This window comes from Haloferula sp. A504 (assembly GCF_044385805.1).
In the GTDB taxonomy this organism is placed as follows: Bacteria; Verrucomicrobiota; Verrucomicrobiia; order Verrucomicrobiales; family Akkermansiaceae; genus Haloferula.
Genome location: NZ_JBISBU010000024.1, coordinates 1 through 18,507, shown reverse-complemented (window position 1 = coordinate 18,507; position 18,507 = coordinate 1). Strand labels below are relative to the sequence as shown.

Here is an 18,507-nt window from a genome sequence, read left to right as displayed (position 1 = left end):
GCCGACGGAACACACCCACCGGACAGATCCATCATCGGCTACCGATCCTTTTTCACAATGCGTGTTGCTACGCAGTCGGCCCGTGCGTAGTTAAGAGACAACCCCCTTCTGACTTTCCGTGCTCGGCCAAGCTTACTTCGAACTCTCCCAGAAGATCGAAGCGGCGCATTCATTTGCGGCCGTTTCCTCTCTCCTGTGCGATGGGATGCCGCATCTCGTCGGTGCCGACTCCGTGCTGGTTCTCGAGACCGGCGAAGGGCCGGTGATCCGAGGGGTGCACGGGAAATGCAAGGTGGCGGACACCACGCGGAAGCGCATCGACGAGCTGAACGGGCTTCTCGTGGATCATCCGCTGATCCAGCGTGTCGATCTGAACGATCCGGGCGCGCTCGGAGCGGCGGTGAGTGATTTCATTTCCCCCGAAGAGTACCAGGCGAACGAGTTCAACCGGGTGATGCACGACGGGTCCCCCTCGACCGACGGGATCCTCGGCAAGCTGGTGGCTTCCCCGCACAGCACCACGATCCTGGTCTCGTGCCGGGATGAGGGGATGTTCTCGCTCAAGCAACGGGAAATCTTCGATGCCGTTCTTTTCACCGCCCGGGCGGTGCTGGGAAGGATTGGCAGCATGGGGGTCGAGACGACCGTCCGCAATTTCCTGATGGGCACGGCCGGGGATCCCATCGCCGTGTTTGCCGTCGGCACCGATCTGGAAGTCCTGCCGCTGAGCCACGAGGCGGTCCGACTGTCCGAGAATTGGTGGTCGGAAGACGAGGCGAAACGATCGTTGAGCCCCGAATCCCACGAGAATTTGAGGGAAGTTCTGGAGAATGCCTGGACCGATCCGGTGAAGGCCACATTTCAGGAAGTCGAACTCGATCTGGGAGGTGGGCTGCGGAAATGTCACGCGCTGCCGAAGGCCAGCGGGGAGATCCTCATCTTCATGCCGGTCTCGGGTCATCTCCCGAGTGGCGACGAGGCGCTGAAGGCCGTGCTGACCAAACGCCAGCGGGAGATCATGGAATGGATCGCCGAGGGCAAGACCAGCGCCGAGGCGGCCATCATTCTCGACATCAGCCCGCGCACCGTCGAGAAGCACCTCGAAGCGGTGTTCCAGCGGCTGGGCGTCGAGAACCGGATCTCGGCGGTGCGGCGTTTCCTCGACCTGAAGTCGGGTCAGGCGACGTAGCCGAGCCATGGTCCGAGCCACTTCTCGGCCTCCTCGACCGTCCAGCCCTTGCGCCTGGCGTAGTCCTCGACCTGGTCCTTCTGCAGCTCGCTGATCGCGAAATACTTGCTCTCCGGATGCGACAAGAGCAGCCCGCTGACCGCCGCGCCGGGATGCATGGCGCAGCTCTCGGTGAGCGTGACCCCGGCCTTCTCCGGGGCCTCGAGGATCTCGAAAAGGGTCGGCTTCTCGGTGTGGTCCGGCTGGGCCGGGTAGCCCGGGGCCGGACGGATGCCGCGGTACTTCTCCTTGATCAGTTCGTTGTGGTTGAACTCGTTCGGCCGCTCGTAGCCCCACTCGACCCGCGCGCGGTGGTGGAGCAGCTCGGCGAAGGCCTCGGCCAGGCGGTCGGCGACGGCTTTGATCATGATCGCCTTGTAATCGTCGCTTTCCTTCTCCGAGACCTCCCTGGCCCACTCGTCGGCACCGTGGATGCCGACGACGAAACAGCCGACGTAGTCGGGTGAGGAGGGACTGACGTAATCTGCGAGCGCGACGTGGGGCTTGTCGGTTTCCTTGGCCAGCTGCTGGCGCAGCGTGTGGAGGCGGCCGCGCTCCCGGGTGCGCTCGTCGTCCTCCCACACGATGATGTCGTCGCCGTCGGCGGTGGCCGGGCAGAAGCCATAGACGCCGCGGGCGGTGAAGCGCTTCTCGGCGATGATCTGCTCGAGCAATTCCTTCGCCTCGGCGTAGAGCATCCGGGCCTGCTCGGCACCGCCCTCCTTGCGGGTCTTGAAGGTCTCGGTCTCCCGATCCCAAACGCCCCGCAGCTCCCAGGCGTGGAAGAAGGGCGTCCAGTCGATGTATTCGGCCAGCTCGCGCAGCGACTGGTGGTCCATCACCCGCGTGCCGAGGAAGGACGGCACCGGCGGGGTGTAGGCATCCCAGTCGAACTTCGGCGCGTTGGCGCGCGCCTCCTCGAGTGACACGGTCTTCTTGTCCTTCTGGTTGAAGGTGTCGCGCAGCTTCTCGTGCTTGGCCTCATTGTCGGCGATGAACTTCTTTTTGCCGCCCTCGGAGAGCAGCGAGGTCGTCACCGGCACCGAGCGCGAGGCGTCGAGCACATGGACGATCGGGTGGCTGTAGTGCGGGGCGATCTTCACCGCGGTGTGGGCCGGTGAGGTCGTGGCGCCGCCGATCAGCACCGGGATGCTCATCTTGCGGCGTTCCATCTCCTTGGCGACGTGGATCATCTCGTCCAACGACGGCGTGATCAGTCCGGACAGACCGATGATGTCGGCACCCTTCTCGATGGCGGTGTCGAGGATCTTGTCGCAGGGAACCATGACGCCCATGTCGATCACCTCGAAGCCGTTGCAGGCGAGCACCACGCCGACGATGTTCTTGCCGATGTCGTGCACGTCGCCCTTCACCGTGGCCATGATCACGCGGCCGGCGGAGAGGGTCTTCTCGGCCTTGTTCTTGAGTTCGTTGTCGGTGAGCGAGGGGTCCTCGGCACGCATCCGCTCGATGATGGGCTTCAGCTTCTGCTCCTTTTCCGCCTCCATGTAGGGCTCGAGGTGGGCGACCGCCTTCTTCATCACCCGGGCCGACTTCACCACCTGCGGGAGGAACATCTTGCCCGCGCCGAAGAGGTCGCCGACCACGCCCATGCCGTCCATCAGCGGACCCTCGATCACGTCGAGCGGCTTGTCGTATTTCAGGCGCGCCTCCTCGGTGTCCTCGACGATGAAGCGGTCGATTCCCTTGAGCAGGGAGTGCTCGAGGCGCTTCTCAACCGACGTCTCGCGCCAGGTGAGGTCTTCGGCCTTGGCTTCCTTTGTCTGGCCCTTGAACTGTTCGGCGAAATCGAGCAGCCGCTCGGTGGCGTCGGGGTCGCGGTTGAGCAGCACGTCCTCGACGTGCTTGAGGAGTTCCGGCTCGATCTCGTCGTAGACCTCGAGCATGCCGGCATTGACGATGCCCATGTCCATCCCCGCCTTGCCGGCGTGGTAGAGAAAGGCGGCGTGCATCGCCTCGCGCACCGGGTTGTTGCCGCGGAACGAGAAGGAGACGTTCGAGACGCCGCCGGAAACCTTGGCGCCGGGAAGGTTTTCCTTGATCCACTTGGTGGCCCTGAAGAAGTCGACCGCGTAGTTGTTGTGCTCCTCGATCCCGGTGCCGATGGTCAGGATGTTCGGGTCGAAGATGATGTCCTGCGGGTTGAAGTCGACCTCGTCGACGAGGATGCGGTAGGCACGCTCGCAGATGCGGATCTTGTCCTCGTAGGTGGCGGCCTGGCCCTTTTCGTCGAAGGCCATGACGACCACCGCAGCCCCGAACTTCTTGATGATGCGGGCCTGCTCGCGGAGGGTTTCCTCGCCTTCCTTCATCGAGATCGAGTTCACGATGCCCTTGCCCTGAAGGCACTTGAGGCCGGCCAGGATGATTTCCCATTTCGAGGAATCAACGGTGATCGGCACCTGGGTGATGTCGGGCTCCGACTGGATGAGGTTCAGGAAATGGGTCATCATTTCCACGCCGTCGATCATCCCGTCGTCGAAGCACACATCGATGACCGGAGCGCCGTTGTCGACCTGCTGGCGGGCGACGCTGAGCGCTTCCTCGAGTTTGCCCTGCTGGACCAGCTTGCGGAAGCGGGGCGAGCCGGCGACGTTGGTCCGCTCGCCGATCATCAGGAAGTTCTTGTCCGGCGTGTGGTTGTAGGCCTCGGTGCCGGAAAGTCGGAGAAGCGGCTCGATCTCGGGCACTTTGCGGGGCTCGTATTTCTTCGCCAGGTTGGCGTAGCGCTCGATGAACTCGGGCGTGTTGCCGCAGCAACCGCCGAGCAGGTTCACCAGGCGGCTCTCGGCGAATTCCTCGAGCAGGGATTCCATCTGGTCGGCGTCGTACTGGAAGCCGGTCGGCGACAGGGGATCGGGGTCGCCGGCGTTCGGGTAGCAGGAGACGAAGGTGTCGGCGACCTTGCCGAGTTCCTCGACGAAGGGCCGCATCACCTCGGGCCCGAGCGAGCAGTTGAGGCCGATCGCCAGCGGCTTGACGTGGGCGACCGAGTTCCACAGTGCTTCGATCTTCTGCGCGGAGATCATTGTTTCACCGCCGCGACCGACCGCCGCCGAAATGATGACCGGCATGTTGAAGCCGTCTTCCTCGAAAACGTCCTGCGCGGCCACGGCGGCGGCCTTGGCATTGAGGGCGTCGAAGATGGTTTCGATCATCAGGATGTCCACGCCGCCCTCGACCAGTGCGCGGATCTGCCGTTTGTAGTCCTCGTAGACCTGGTCGAAGGTGACCGACCGGAAGCCCGGATTGTTCGGATCGACGGCGGCGTTGTTGAGCCCGACTGTCAGCGGTCCGATCGCGCCGGCGACGTAGCGCGGCACGCCGGTGGCCTCGGCGACCTTGTCGGCGGCCTCGCGGGCCAGCCTGGCCGAGGCGATGTTCAGGTCGGCGGCGAGTTCCTTGAGGAACGGGTCGTCGAGGACCTTCTGGTAGAACTCCGGGTCCTTGCGGCCCGTGCCCTTCTCGCGCGGATCCTCGACGAAGAACTCGCTCTGGGCGATGGATGTGCCGGAAAAGGAGTTGGTCTCGATGATGTCGGAACCGGCCTCCAGGAAGCGCGTGTGGATGTCGGAAATCACGTCCGGGCGGGTCAGCGAGAGGATGTCGCCGTTGTTGAGCAGGTCCTTTTCGGTGTCCTTGAATTGCTCGCCCCGGGCATCCTTTTCCTCCAGGCCGTATCCACGAATGGTCGTTCCCATCGCGCCATCCAGGATCAGGATGCGCTTCTCAAGGGCGGAGGTCAGCTCGGCGGTGGCGTCGGGGCGCGGCATGCCGGGAATCTAGGAAACGACTCCGACGTCGCAAGTTTCAAATCATCATATCGTGATTCGATGATGCGAAAATTTGCAAAGCTTCCCACGTGCATCCCGGGGCTTCCGTGGGTCTACTGCCTGCGTGAAGCGACGTCTCATGGCTTTCCGGGTGTGCTGCGCCCTCGGGCTGTCGCTGGCACCGGCTTCGGCGCGTGAGGTTTTGCCGGATCTCGAGGTGCTCTTTTACGATGCCGGGATCTGGGAGAAGTCGGTCGAGGAAGTCCTGAAGGAAAGGGAGGTGCTGGGTTTCGAATGGCTCAGCCGGGAAAGGAATGATGCCCGCAGCTCGCACCGTGGCCTCCATCTCTGGCGGCAGCCGGTGGGTGAGACCATCCTGCGTTCGCGCGACGGGCGGCTGCGGTCGCTCGAGGTTTCGCTCTACAACCGGGGCGACATGGGGCCGATTCCGATGGAGGCGTTCGAAAAGCATCGGGACGGCTGGCGGAAACGCATCACCGGGGAGACCGGGATCGAGGGCGAGCTGCTCAAGGAGCGGCAGCAAGGCAGCGTGGTGAAGGCCGAGCGCTGGGTGTGGCGGACGCCGGGGGCCTACCTGCTGTTGACCGCCAGCGTTTCGGGCGAGGACGAGCGCAGGAGGCCGGAGTTCATCAAGCTCAGCCTGATCTCCGCCAAGGAGGGGGGCGAGTCGATCGACCGGGGTCTCGGGCTGGCGGCCGATGCGAAAAACCGCCGCGACCTGCGCTCCAACGTCGTGACTTCAAGCAATGGCGACGTCCGGATCGACGGGGTGCCGATGGTGGACCAGGGGCGCAAGGGCTACTGCGCGGTGGCGAGCGCCGAGCGGGTGTTCCGCTACTACGGGATGCCGATCGACCAGCATGCGATGGCCCAGATCGCGCAAAGCAGCGCGGCGGGTGGTACGAATCCGGTGCGGATGATCGACGCCCTCAAGCGGGTGACCGGGCAGACGAGGACCCGCCTGCACACCCACTACGAGATCGATGCCGGGCGCTACAGCTCGGTGGTGCGCGCCTACAACCGTTTGGTCGAGGACGTCGATCCGCGCTTCGTCTTTCCCCGGGAGAGCGACCCCATCCCGATCCAGCCTTTCCTCGCCGGCTGCCACGGGCCGACGCTGTCGCAGGCGGTCGCCAAGGGAAACCGCTACGATCGTTTCCGGGGCAAGATCGAGGAGTTCGTCGACAACGGCGTGCCGCTGCTGTGGGCGCTTCAGGTCGGGGTGTTTCCCGAGCCGGGCATTCCGCAGCAGGGCGGCGGACACATGCGGCTGATCATCGGCTACAACACGAAGACCGGGGAGGTGCTTTACACCGACTCATGGGGTGCCGGCCACGAACTGAAGCGCATGAAGATGACCGATGCCTTCGCCGTGACGATCCAACTGATCACGATCCAGCCGGCGCTGTGAGGCCGGACTTCAGGTGGTGACGATCCGCACGTCGAAGTCGATCAGGTCGTTGACAAGGTGGCCGGCGAGGCGGTGGAAGAACCGGCCGGAGCCGTAGAGGATGCCCCAGCGGGTGCGGTCGATGGCGAAGCTTGCCTGGGCGGCGGCTCTGCCTTCGGGGGTGAGTCCCGCGGCGGCGGTGAACGCGACCGGCTCGGTGACGCCCCGCAGGGTGAGGTTCGCCTCGATGCGGAGGTTCTGCTGCCCGGGTGCCGTATCCGGCAGCGTCTCGGCGGCGGTGATGACCAGCCGACATTCGGGGTGGGCGTCGGCGTCCAGAAAGTCGTGATCGAGCAGGTGACCGATCAGCACGTCGTGGAGCGGATCACCGTCGAGGTCATCGCAGCGCAGTGACCGCAGGTCGAAGGTGAATTCGCCGCCGCTAAGCGTCCCGCCGGAAAAGTCGAGATGCCCGGCGGTGATCCGGATGGTCCCGAAATGCTTGTTGAGCAGGTTGCGCCCGAGCCATTGGAGCCGGCACTCGTCGAGGTCGAGTTCGCGGCGGCCGTCGGGTGGTTCCGGCGCGCTCGCCAGTGGCGCACCTTCCTCCACCGGCATGCCGGCGGCCCGCCATGCGGCGAGTCCTCCGTCGAGGATGGCGAGATCGGTGTAGCCGCCGCGCTCCAGTTTCTCTGCTGCCATCCGGGCCTCGTGGCTGTCGTCCGTGGCACCACAAAGAACCGTCGGCCGGTTGGGATCCGGAGCGGCTTCCCGAAGCCGTTCGTGAAACGCGACTTCGAAGACGCAGTTGTTTGTCGCGCCGGGAATGTGGGCCGTACCGAAGTCATCGGCGAGGCGGACGTCGAGCACCTTCGGGGGCGACTTGCCGTCCAAGGCGGCCTGAAGGGTTCTGGAGTCGATGGTTTTCATGGCAGGATCATGATAAGACCACACGATAGCGTGCCTTGCCGGCGCGCAGGTGGTCGAGGGCGTCGTTGATCTGGTCGAACGCGAAATGCTCGGTCTTCGGGGCGATCCCGTGACGGCCGCAGAATTCCAACATGTCGGCGACGGTGGCGGGACTTCCGAGGGGCGAGCCGGAGATCGACTTCCGCTGGCCGATCAGGGAAAAGGCCTGGACCGGGATCGGCTCGAGCACCGCGCCGACGAAGTGCAGCCGGCCGTCGGGCCGCAGGGCCCCGAGATACGCCTCCCAGTCGAGCGGGACGTTGGCCGTGACGAGGATGAAGTCCAGGCTGCCGGCGATCGACTTCATGCCGGCGTCGTCGCGCGAGTTGACGACCGCGTCGGCTCCGAAGGCTCTGGCTTCGTCCGCCTTGGAATCGGTCGAAGTGAAGGCGGTCACGTGGCAGCCCCAATGGTCGAGAAACTGCAGGGCGAGGTGGCCGAGGCCGCCGATGCCGACCACCCCGACTCGGTCGGTCGGCTTCACGCCGTAGTGGGCGATGGGCCCGAACACCGTGATGCCGCCGCAGAACAGGGGCCCGGCCTTGGCGGGGTCGACCCCCTCCGGGATCAGGATGGCCCAGCTCCAGTGGCAGCGCACGCGGTCGGCAAAGCCACCGTGGCGGCCGACGATGGTCTGCTCGCTGTTCTGGCAAAGGTTGTGGTGCCCCGAGAGGCAGGAGTGGCAGCTCATGCACGAACCTGCGAACCAGCCGAGCCCCACGCGGTCGCCGACTGTGACGCCCTTCACGTGGTCTCCGGCCGCTTCGACGATGCCGACGACCTCGTGCCCGGCGACCAGCGGGTAGGTGGACTGGCCCCACTCGTTGTCGATCATCGAGAGGTCGGAGTGGCAGATGCCACAGGACTCGACCCGCAGCTCGACCTGCTCGGACCCCAGCTCTCCCGGTGAGTAATCGAAGGACTGGAGTTTGCCGCTGGCTTCGGTGGCGGCCCATGCATGGAAGGAATCGGACATTCTCTTTTCTCGCCCGGTGCCCCGGGAAAGCAAGATGGGATTTGAATTCGGCGGGGCGGCGGATCCGTGGTAGGAGTGGATGATGAAACGCTGGATGCTTTTGTGGGCGATCCCATTCGGGTTGGCGGCTCAGGATTTCCCGGTCACTCCCCACGTGCCGCCGGCCTTCGAGACCCGCGATGTTGGCGAGGTCAACGACGGCGGTGCGTCGATCACCCGCACCCGGCCGCAGACGAAGACCAGGAAGATCACCTACATCGCGGTCTCCGGGATTCGCGACTGGAGGAATACCGGAGGTCAGGTGATCCAGGCCAGCATGCTGGCCTTCGATCCGCCCCCCGGGGCTTCCAAGGACGCGGCACTGCCGCTGGTCCGGGAGGGGCGCATTCGCCTGTGGATCGAGGAGCGAAAGAAGGTGACCGAGTATCCGCTCGCCAAACTGAGTTCGCAGGATCGCGAGTTCGTGAACCAATTGTTGGAGGCGCAGAAGACGGCGTCCAAACCCGTGGAGAAGGAGTGACGCCTTGTTGAACCTCTTTCACCGCCGGATTCCGGTCCTGCTGCTCGCCATCCTGCTGCTGGTCGGCTGTGCCAGCTATCAGCGGGACTTCCGGACGAGCGTCGAGGAGCAACCCCGGCCTGCCACCAACGCCCTGGGTCCCTGGGTGGGAGAATGGCGAAGTGACATGAATGGCCACCACGGCCCTCTCTGGTGTGTGATCGAACCCCATGGCGGTGGTGACCACGCGTTCCGCTACCGGGCCGGATGGGGGGTCCTCCGTTTCGGCGACTACACCCACATCGTGCCCACCCGGTCGGATGGTGCCGGAGGGCTGATCTTCGAAGGGCAGATGGACTTGCCCGGGGGTGTGGGGGTCCATCATGTGGAAGGACGGGTGACGCCCGAAAGCTTCGACGCCCGTTACCGGTCCGAGCGTGGGGACCACGGGAGGATGTCGTTGAAGCGTCCCGACTGAAGGTTGGGCTGCACGTCGGTGGCGGGGCATGTCTGATCCCATGTTCCTGCGATCACCCGGAACGGGGTGGCAGGTTCAGAACGACAGCAGGCACTGCCAGATGAACATGTTCCCAAGGGCCTCGTTATTCTCCCACACGTTTCGGACCAGTTCGCGATCTCCCTGGATCTCCGGGAGCTCCCGCTCCTCCTCTTCCCATGGAATGCAGATGCCCGGCTTTGGATCAGAGGCCCCGTTCTCGGGCATGCCGTAGCCCGGAGGGAACTCCGTGTCCGGCTCGGGGCCGATCGTCGGGCACTCCGCCAACGGCTCGCTGCGTCCATCGGAATACACGCCGTAGTCACGGGCGAAGTCGGTCAGGGCACGCAGGTTTTCGATGCTGGTGTCGTCCTGCATGATGGCGCTGGCGTCCATGATGTAGCCGCCGTCCCGGCCGGCGGTATCGATGGCCCGCTTGCAGTGGGCACGCACCTCGTCGGGGGTGCCGAACGAGAGAACCGCGTTGGGAATGCCTCCGCTGAGGCAGAACTTGTGGCCGAGGGTGCGGTGGGCGGCCTCGAGGTCGCCGCGGTCGACATGATAGACCACGCTCTGGTCGGGGAGTTCGGTGAAATGGGACAGGTGGGACGTCCAGTCGCCCTCGGCGTAGAACAGGGTCTGGTGTCCGGCTTTCCAGAATTCCTCGATGATGGGCTTGAGGGTCGGCCAGTAGTGCGACTCGAACTGCCCGCGCGACACGAAGGGCTCGCAACCGCGGTGCATCCAGAAACCGATCGGCACCTGTCCGGCGGGGTCGGCGGTGGTCGCCCCAACGTGGTGCAGGTGGGGCATGAGGGCCTCGCATGCCTCGAGGACCTTGTCGGGCTGCTCGATCATGTCCATGGTCAGGCCGAGGTAGCCGCGCAGCTTGTCGCCGATGATGTCGAAGGGCGCCTTGAAGATGCCGGCGATCGCGGAAACCGTGCCGCACTCATTCTTCATCCGCTCACACTGGGGGCCGAGGGCACTGAAGTACTGCAGCATCGCCATCGATCCCTTCACCAGAGCGAGGTGGCTCCGGTAGTCGGAAGGTTCCCCCGGAGCGGTGATGCGGCGCGAAACCCTCGGCAGCCACTTCGTGTAGAGGAAGGCCGTCGGATCATCGATCAGTTCGTCGTACTCGTCGGACCGCATGAAGGACTGGTCCTCTTCGGGCTCGCGATACTGGAAGCCCGTGGTGGGCGGGACATGGATTCCGGGCACCCCGTAGTAGTCGAGGCCGATGGCCTCGGTGAGCCCGGTCCAGACCCAGACCATGTTGGCGACCATGGCGTCCCAGTCGAAGTCCCTGCCGCAGCGGATCACCGCCTCGAAGGCGCGGTGGTAGTCGTGCGCCACATCCTGGCAGGTCATGCCCGCATACTTTGCGGTGAACTCCGCCACGAAGGGCCGGATCGGGATCTTGTCCGGCTTGCCGTTGCGCATCGCCGTCAGGTAGCGGCTGAGGCGCTCGTCGTAGAGTTGCGGAGAGGCATTCATTGCGGTCCGAGGAGCTTCTTCAGGAAGGCGAGACTGATCCCTGCTTCGAACGATTGGTCCGCCGAACGGCAGAACTCCATGTTGACCGCAATCTTGAACCTGGCCATGGCGATATCTGAGGAAGCCCGCAGGGCCTGGCCCTCCGAAACGGCTCGCGGTGGATCTTGAATACGGGGAAGCCCGGCAAAATCCGGCATCGAACCGCCTGTCTGCCAACGCCTGCGGTGGTGCTGGAAGAATACGGGCACAGAGGTACGGATCGATCATGAACTTGGCTGCTCCCACCATGGATACCCGGATGCTTCGTCGACTGCCGATCTCCGCTTGCCTGCCCTGTCCTTCCGGAAGCACTGCGTCACCACGCCCGGAAGGTTCCGTGAATGACGCGATGGATCCCCCTGAGCGTGCAACATGCCCAGGTCCCCTGCGTAGGGTTGGATGTCCGGGTTTCGACCGATGACCTTCCATTTCTTCCGCGTCGCGCTCGCCGTGGCGGTGCCCGCCGCCTGCTTCGGTGCGCATCAGAACACCCCGGACACGCTGCGGGCCGCCATCGAGCACCTGAAGGCACGGGATGGAGCGGACTACCCGGATGCCGCGGCTTATCTCGAGCGACTCGAACAGCCTGCAAACCGATCCGGGGAAGGTTTTGTGAAACTCCAGCGCGAGGCCCTGGTTGCCGACCCTGCGGTGGGGAGCCGCCCCGTCCTCTTTGTCGAGCGTGACCCCTACCGCTACGACCACCACAACACCGAGACGATGTTCCAGACCGGCGAGATCTCGGCCGGCAACTACCGACCCGGTGGTCCCTTGAAGGTGGTCGACCTCCGTAGCGGTGAGGTCCTTGTGCTCTGTGACCCGGGCCCGCAGGGCCACCTGCGCGATCCGGAGGTGCATCCGGATGGATCGCGCATCGTCTTTTCGATGCGCCGGAGCAAGGACGAGGACTATTCCATCTTCGAGATCGGGGCGGACGGCTCGAACCTGCGCCAGCTGACCTCGGCCACCGGCGTCTTCGACATCGATCCGGTCTACCTGCCCGATGGCGGCATCATCTTCAGCTCGTCGCGCGAGCCGAAGTACTGCGGCTGCAACCGCCACATCATGGCCAACCTGTTCCGGATGGATGCCGATGGCGCCAATATCCACCAACTCGGCAAGAGCACGCTTTTCGAAGGCCATTCAAGCATCACTCCGGATGGGCGGGTGCTCTACGACCGCTGGGAGTACGTCGATCGCAACTTCGGCGATGCCCAGGGGCTGTGGACGATGAATCCGGACGGCACGAACCACGCCATCTACTGGGGCAACAACACCTCCTCACCCGGCGGGGTGATCGATGCCCGCATCATCCCCGGCAGCGGCCGGTGCCTCTGCATCTTCACCTCCTGCCACGATTCACCGTGGGGGGCACTGGCCATCATCGACCGCGAGCTCGGGGTCGACGGCAGAAGCTCGGTCGTCCGGACCTGGCCCGCCGAGGCCATTGAGCTGGTCGACCGCGCGGGTATCGACGGCTTCAAGAGGGTGCGACCGAAGTATGAAGACCCGTGGCCGCTGAATGAGACGACCTTCCTCGTGTCGCGTCAGGTCGAGCCGGGCAAGCCGCGCATGGGGATCTTCCTGGTCGACACCTTCGGCAACGAAGTGCTGCTGCACGCCGGAGACCGCGGCTGCTTCGATCCGATGCCCCTGGGCCCGCGCAGGCCGGATCCTGCCCGGGTGAAGAGCCGCAACTACAACGAGGACGTGGGAACCTTCTACATCACGGATGCCAGGGTCGGCACCCACATGGAAGGGATTGCGGACGGCGAGATCCGCTACCTGCGGGTGGTGGAATCCCCGGAGAAGCGGGCCTGGACGCGATCCGCGTGGGGCGGGCAGGGACAGCAGGCACCGGGGATGAACTGGCACAATTTCGAGAACAAGCGGATCCTTGGCACGGTGCCGGTCGAAAGCGACGGCTCGGCTTACTTCGAGGTGCCCGCCGGCCGATTCGTCTTCTTCCAGTTGTTGGACGGGGACGGGAGGATGCTCCAGTCGATGCGCAGCGGCACGATCATTCAGTCGGGCGAGCGCCAGGGATGTGCCGGCTGCCACGAGGACCGCAATGAGACGATCCCGGCATCCCCCCGCGTGCCACTGGCGATGCGGCGACCACCATCGAAACTCGAGGGGTGGTATGGGGAGGCACGCCTGTTCAACTATCAGGCGGAGATCCAGCCGATCTTCGACCGCCATTGCGTGAGCTGCCATGATTTCGGGAAGCCGGCGGGCGAGGTGCTCAACCTGGCCGGGGACCGGACGCTGGTGTTCAATGCCTCCTACATCGACCTGTGGTCCGGAGACTACCTCAGCTGCGTGGGCGGAGGACCGGCGCAGATCCAGCAGGCAAAGTCGTGGGGGTCGCATCGCAGCAAGCTGGTCAAGGTGCTGCGCGAGGGACACCCGGAGCATGCGGGGCTTGATCTTCCGGCGGACGACCTGAAAAAGGTGTTCAGTTGGGTGGATCTGAACGCGCCGTACTATCCGAGCTACGAGAGTGCCTTCCCGGATCACACCGCCGGGCGCTCGCCGCTGACACCGGCCGAGGAGAAAAGGCTGGCCTCCCTCACCGGTGCGAGGTTCGTCCTCCGGCACGGGGCGGGACAGAGGACGCAGGTTAGCTTCGAGCGCCCGGAGTTGAGTCCGTGCCTCGCCGGACTCGATCCTGGCGGGGCGGCCCGTGACGAGGCACTCGCGATCATCCGGACGGGTGCGGAGCGCTTGCGGCGGACGCCGCGCCGCGACATGCCGGGCTTCGAGCCGGCCGAGGTCGACCGCCGGCGCCTGGAGAAATACATCCTCCGCCGCGAGATCGAATCCGCGAACCAGCGTGCGATCCGCGAGGGTCGCAAGCTTTACGACCACGACTTCGATTAATGGTGGCCCCCGGGTCCGCGGGGTGATGGTTTTCACGGCCCGAGGAGTCTCGAGCCGGTGCCGTGGGGTTCACTCAGCCTGCCGCAAGTGCTTGGCCAGCTCCTTTGTCGCCTCCTCGTGCCATTTGAGGGTCCGTGCGGCGGCGGCGGCGTGGGCTTCCGAGAAGCGCGTCCCTGCGAGTTCCCGGGATTGGCGTTGGGCGACGCGCTGGATGCCTTCGAAGACGCTGTCGATTCGTTTTTGAACGTCGCTCTTCGACAGGCGCGCTGCATTTTCCTCCAGCCACGGGCCGAGTTCGCGGAGGGCCTTCACGCTGGAATCGGTCTTGTGCTGCTCGAGCAGCTCTTCGGCGCTCACTCCGCTGGGCAGCACCCCGTAGCTGACACCTCCCGTGCCGACCTGGGTGGCGGCGAGGGCATGCATCAATCGGGTCCCCTGGTCGGCCTGTTCAAGCAGGCGCGCTTCCTTCATGAAGGTCCCGATGGGGACCGCCAGCCATTCGACTTTCTCGTCGAGACGCACGAGTTTGTTGGTTTCCCTTTCCCGACCGAAGCGGCTTGGCCAGAGCGTGGGTTCTTCGGGGGTCACGGACACCATCAGCCCGACCAAGGTTCCGGTTTCTCCATGGAACACCGGGGAGCCCGGGGGACAGTCGCCGATCTTCCGGTCGAGGCCCCAATTTCCGGCTTGGCTTGAACCGTAGGCGCGACCCTCGACCAAGGTGCCGCCCTCACCGAGCGCCAGCATCGGCGTGCTGCGGCCGATTTCCGCCGCCTGCTCTGCGGCCGGGATCCCCTTCTGGCCCTCGTCGAGAACCTCCAGGCGGGCCAGAGGCTGGCTCCGGGCGACCTCGAAGGCCCCGAAGCGGGTCAGCTTCGTTCCGCCCGGGGTCGTGATTTCGAGCTTGGTATTGTCCTCCACGATCCGGCGGTCGAGGTGGATCCAGATCTTTCCCCCGTCGGAAACGAGCACGCCTCGTCCTTCCACCTGATCGCCGCTGATTCCGACGACAAAATCGCGGTAGGCCGTGACCGTTTCGCGGGCGGCTTCCATCTGTTCCTTGGCGTCGGGTTCCTCAGCCTCGGCCTTGAGCGCCTGCTCCTCCTTGTGGCGGTAGCGCTCAAGCTCCCGCGTGGCCTCGCGCAAATCCCTCTCGGCCTGGCGAAGCTGGCTTTTCAGCTCGGACACTTCGGCCCGTGCCTCCGCCAGCTTGTTCTGCTCCCAATCCGTGCGCTCTTCCTGTCGTGTAAGGTCCTGGCGGGTGGTTTCCAGATCCTTGGTGAGTTTCTCGATCTCGGCGGTCTGGTCCTCGTTGCAGGAAGCGAGGGCGAGCAGCAGGGCACCGCCGATTCCCAGGCGTGCGGGAAGGGGGATTTTCATGGTCTCCCATTCTGCCCGAAGCCGGATCCGACTCAAGCCTCCAGAATGGATGGCGCCTGGCGATGGCCTGCACGCTCTGGAGATCAGGCCGTCATCCGAATGCGGGCACCCCGGAAGAGTGCCTCGGGCAGTTCGGCGACGCTGGGGGCGACGTAGTCGGGCCGGTAGGCATAGTGGGAGATTTCTTCCTCGGAAGTGTGGCCGGAAAGGACCAGCACGGTGGTGTAGCCCATCTGCACGCCACCGAGGACGTCGGTGTACATTGTGTCACCGATCATCACGACCTCGTCCGTGCGCAGGCCGAGTTCCTTGCGCGCGATGCGCATCATCACCGGGCTCGGCTTGCCGACCGAGAAGGCCTCTCTTCCGGTGGCCTTTTCGATCATGGCGACGATGGCGCCGCACCCGGGCCGGACACCGGACTCCGTCGGGCAGCGGGAATCCATGTTCGTGGCGATCAGGCGCGCGCCCTTCTCGACCAGGCGGGTGGCGCGCTCGAGCATCTCGAAGTTCATGGTGCGGCCTTCCCCGACCACGACGAAGTCGACGTCGTCATCCGCGATGGTGAAGCCGTTGATGTGGAGGGCATGGGTCAGGCCGTTTTCGCCCAGCACGTAGGCGGTGCCTCCCGGGCACTGGGCGGCGAGGAAGCGGGCCGTGGCCATCGCGCAGGTGAACACCTCGTCGTCGGTCGCATCGATCCCGAGGCGCCGCAATTTGAGCGCGACATCGCGCCGGGTCCGTTGACTGTTGTTGGTCAGAAAGAGGAAGGGGTGTCCTTCGCTCCGGAGATACTCGATGAAGCGATCGGCTCCCGGGACGAGTTCGTTGCCCCGGTAGATCACGCCGTCCATGTCGAGGAGAAAGCCAGGTGTCTTCATGCCCGCCGTGCAGCGGCAATCGTGCCATATTGGCTGTTTGGAGCGCTTTGACCGACCTGTCACACGGGCGATCGGACCGTTCCACCCTTCCCATGATTGGGCATGAGCGAGTTGCGGACCTGAAGCGGTTTTCGTTTTGGCGACGCCCCAACGCATTCGGCGGCTCCAGGCCTTGATCCGGGGGGCAACCCGCGGGTGTCAATTCGGACTTGTATGACAGATTCGCGAGGTCCATACGGGGCCCGCCATGAGCGAACGCATCCTTCTGACCACGACGTCCTACCAGGACACTCCGGGCTCCCACCACGCGCTGCTGGAAAGCGCAGGATTCGAGATCGTGCGGGAGCGCGGGCCACTGTCGGAAGAACGCATGCTGGAGCTGGCGGGGGAGTTCGATGGCTTTCTCTGTGGCGACGATGCCATCACCAAGGCCGTCATCGACAAGTCGCTGCCGCGGCTGAAGGTGATCAGCAAGTACGGCATCGGCCTCGACAAGATTGACGTGCCGTATGCCACGGAGAAGAAGCTGCCGGTCCTCTTCACGCCGGGCGTGAACCACACCACGGTCGCCGAGCACACCTTCGGGCTGCTGCTGGGGCTTTCGAAGAAGATCTTCTTCAACGGCATCGACTGCCGCAACGGCGCCTGGCAGGCCGGCTGGAAGAAGCCGGTCGGCAACGAGATCATGGGCAAGACGATCGGCATCCTCGGCCTCGGCCGCATCGGCAAGGAGGTCGCCATTCGCGCCCGCGCGTTCGGCATGGAGGTGATCGCCTTCGATCCCTACTTCGATGAGGAATTCGGCAAGGCTCACTCGGTGAAGCGCTGCGCCGACATGGACGAGGTGCTGGTGAATGCCGACGTGGTCTCGCTGCACTGCTTCCTCGATGACACCACCCGTGGCATGATCAACACCGCAAAGATCGCGGAGATGAAGGATGGCGTGATCGTGCTCAACTGCGCGCGCGGCGAGATCGTCGAGATCGACTGCGTGGTGAAGGCGCTGGAGAGCGGCAAGCTCGGCGGATACGCCGCCGACGTGCTCGACAGCGAGCCGCCGCCCGCCGACCACCCGCTGCTCAAGGCGCCGAATTGCCTGATCACCTCGCACATCGGTTCCCGCACGCACGAGAGCGTCGGACGCCAGGCCACCCGCGCGACCAACAACCTGATCAACTTCCTCCGCGGCGACGCCGACTTCATCCAGGCGAACTCCTTCGACTCGTCGGCCGGGGCGAAGCCGCCGGTCAAGGTGACCAGCTCCAAGCCCAGTATCTTCAAACTCTGATTTCCACGATCCATGGCCATTACACTTCGACCCGCTGATTCCGTTGCTTTTGATATCATCTCGCTTGGCGAGATCATGTTGCGCCTTGATCCCGGCGACGGGCGCGTGCGCACGACCCGTCGATTCGACGTCTGGGAAGGCGGCGGTGAATACAACGTCGCCCGTGGTCTGCGCCGCTGTTTCGGCAAGCGTGCGGCGGTGGTGACCGCCTTCGCCGACAACGACGTCGGCCGCCTGCTTGAGGACTTCATCCTCCAGGGCGGGGTCGACACCCGTTTCATCCAGTGGGCGCCCTTCGACGGACTCGGCCGCAACGTTCGCAACGGTCTGAACTTCACCGAGCGCGGCTTCGGCGTGCGTGGGGCGAAGGGAACCCCGGATCGCGGCCTCACGGCGGCGATGCAGATGAAGCCCGGTGACATCGACTGGGACGACGTCTTCGGCACGCAGGGCAGCCGGTGGTTCCACACCGGCGGGATCTTCGCCGCCCTTTCGGAAACGACCGCCGAGCTGACCATCGAGGCCTGCAAGGCGGCGAAGAAGCACGGCACCATTGTTTCCTACGATCTGAACTACCGCCCGAGCCTGTGGAAGAGCATCGGTGGTCTGGAAAAGGCGCAGGAGGTCAATCGCGAGATCGCCAGGTATGTCGACGTGATGATCGGCAACGAGGAGGACTTCACCGCCAGCCTCGGCTTCGAGGTCGAGGGGGTGAGCGAGCATGTGACCGGTCTTCAGGTCGACAGCTTCAAGGACATGATCCAGCGCGCGGTCGCCGATTTCGCGAACTTCCAGGTGGTGGCGACCACCCTGCGCGACGTGCACACCGCCACGGTCAACGACTGGGGCGCGATCTGCTGGCACGACGGTGAGTTTCACGAGGCGACGCACCGTCCGAAGCTCGAGATCTTCGACCGCGTCGGCGGCGGGGACTCGTTCGCCAGCGGCCTGGTCTATGGCTTCATGGAGTTCAACGACGCGAAGCAGGCGGTCGAGTATGGCGCGGCCCACGGCGCGCTGGCCATGACCACCCCCGGCGACACCACCATGGCCACCACCGACGAGGTCAGGAAGCTCGTCGGCGGCGGATCCGCGCGGGTGGATCGGTAGGGGGCACCACCGTGGCCGGGCCTTCCAGGCCCGTGGCCATTTTTCGATCGAGG

Annotated in this window: 14 protein-coding genes; 7 read left to right on the top strand and 7 right to left on the bottom strand. The window is 64.8% G+C overall.

The annotated features are described in order from the left end of the window. Positions 1-118: 118 nt before the first annotated feature. The gene (locus tag ACG2LG_RS12615; RefSeq protein WP_396259498.1) at positions 119-1,189 is read left to right on the top strand and encodes a response regulator transcription factor; all 1,071 of its coding nucleotides are present in this window, start codon (positions 119-121) and stop codon (positions 1,187-1,189) included. Here the strand turns inward: ACG2LG_RS12615 and metH are convergent. Next, positions 1,177-5,022: a methionine synthase gene (metH, locus tag ACG2LG_RS12610; protein WP_396259496.1), complete on the bottom strand. Its 3,846-nt coding sequence runs from the start codon at positions 5,020-5,022 to the stop codon at positions 1,177-1,179. The genes ACG2LG_RS12615 and metH overlap by 13 nt on opposite strands. 124 nt (positions 5,023-5,146) lie before the next feature. Between metH and ACG2LG_RS12605 the strand changes: the two genes are divergently transcribed. Next, the gene (locus ACG2LG_RS12605) at positions 5,147-6,454 is read left to right on the top strand and encodes a hypothetical protein (protein ID WP_396259494.1); all 1,308 of its coding nucleotides are present in this window, start codon (positions 5,147-5,149) and stop codon (positions 6,452-6,454) included. Positions 6,455-6,463: 9 nt separating this feature from the next. On the opposite strand, the gene ACG2LG_RS12600 is transcribed toward ACG2LG_RS12605, so the two are convergent. Beyond that, entirely contained in the window at positions 6,464-7,363 is a 900-nt protein-coding gene (locus ACG2LG_RS12600) for a YceI family protein (protein ID WP_396259492.1), read from the bottom strand. 7 nt (positions 7,364-7,370) lie between these two features. Next, positions 7,371-8,378 (bottom strand): NAD(P)-dependent alcohol dehydrogenase, encoded by a 1,008-nt coding sequence (locus tag ACG2LG_RS12595; RefSeq protein ID WP_396259490.1) that lies wholly within the window; start codon positions 8,376-8,378, stop codon positions 7,371-7,373. 79 nt (positions 8,379-8,457) lie between these two features. Between ACG2LG_RS12595 and ACG2LG_RS12590 the strand changes: the two genes are divergently transcribed. Beyond that, positions 8,458-8,898 (top strand): hypothetical protein, encoded by a 441-nt coding sequence (locus ACG2LG_RS12590; RefSeq protein WP_396259488.1) that lies wholly within the window; start codon positions 8,458-8,460, stop codon positions 8,896-8,898. Positions 8,899-8,902: 4 nt separating this feature from the next. Continuing rightward, the gene (locus ACG2LG_RS12585; protein ID WP_396259486.1) at positions 8,903-9,355 is read left to right on the top strand and encodes a hypothetical protein; all 453 of its coding nucleotides are present in this window, start codon (positions 8,903-8,905) and stop codon (positions 9,353-9,355) included. A 75-nt stretch (positions 9,356-9,430) separates the two neighbouring features. Here the strand turns inward: ACG2LG_RS12585 and ACG2LG_RS12580 are convergent, their stop codons facing one another. Together ACG2LG_RS12580 and ACG2LG_RS12575 are read right to left on the bottom strand one after the other, a co-directional pair. Beyond that, positions 9,431-10,873 carry a uroporphyrinogen decarboxylase family protein gene (locus ACG2LG_RS12580; RefSeq protein WP_396259484.1) on the bottom strand — a complete coding sequence of 481 codons (1,443 nt, stop codon included), beginning with the start codon at positions 10,871-10,873 and terminating at the stop codon, positions 9,431-9,433. Continuing rightward, positions 10,870-11,121, bottom strand: a complete 252-nt coding sequence (locus ACG2LG_RS12575; RefSeq protein WP_396259482.1) for a hypothetical protein — start codon at positions 11,119-11,121, stop codon at positions 10,870-10,872. The genes ACG2LG_RS12580 and ACG2LG_RS12575 overlap by 4 nt, the downstream gene beginning before the upstream one ends. 208 nt (positions 11,122-11,329) lie before the next feature. Between ACG2LG_RS12575 and ACG2LG_RS12570 the strand changes: the two genes are divergently transcribed. After that, positions 11,330-13,795, top strand: a complete 2,466-nt coding sequence (locus ACG2LG_RS12570) for a hypothetical protein (RefSeq protein WP_396259480.1) — start codon at positions 11,330-11,332, stop codon at positions 13,793-13,795. A 69-nt stretch (positions 13,796-13,864) separates the two neighbouring features. Here the strand turns inward: ACG2LG_RS12570 and ACG2LG_RS12565 are convergent, their stop codons facing one another. Both ACG2LG_RS12565 and ACG2LG_RS12560 read right to left on the bottom strand, forming a co-directional pair. Next, on the bottom strand, positions 13,865-15,175 hold the full coding sequence (locus ACG2LG_RS12565; RefSeq protein ID WP_396259478.1) for a hypothetical protein: 1,311 nt from the start codon (positions 15,173-15,175) through the stop codon (positions 13,865-13,867). An 83-nt stretch (positions 15,176-15,258) separates the two neighbouring features. Then, complete coding sequence (locus ACG2LG_RS12560; protein ID WP_396259477.1) at positions 15,259-16,056, bottom strand: HAD-IIA family hydrolase; 798 nt, start codon at positions 16,054-16,056, stop codon at positions 15,259-15,261. Between the two features lie 247 nt (positions 16,057-16,303). On the opposite strand from ACG2LG_RS12560, the gene ACG2LG_RS12555 reads away from it, so the two are divergent. Both ACG2LG_RS12555 and ACG2LG_RS12550 read left to right on the top strand, forming a co-directional pair. Beyond that, positions 16,304-17,344, top strand: a complete 1,041-nt coding sequence (locus tag ACG2LG_RS12555) for a phosphoglycerate dehydrogenase (RefSeq protein ID WP_396259475.1) — start codon at positions 16,304-16,306, stop codon at positions 17,342-17,344. Positions 17,345-17,356: 12 nt separating this feature from the next. Then, positions 17,357-18,454 (top strand): PfkB family carbohydrate kinase, encoded by a 1,098-nt coding sequence (locus ACG2LG_RS12550; RefSeq protein WP_396259474.1) that lies wholly within the window; start codon positions 17,357-17,359, stop codon positions 18,452-18,454. The last annotated feature ends 53 nt before the right edge of the window (positions 18,455-18,507 follow it).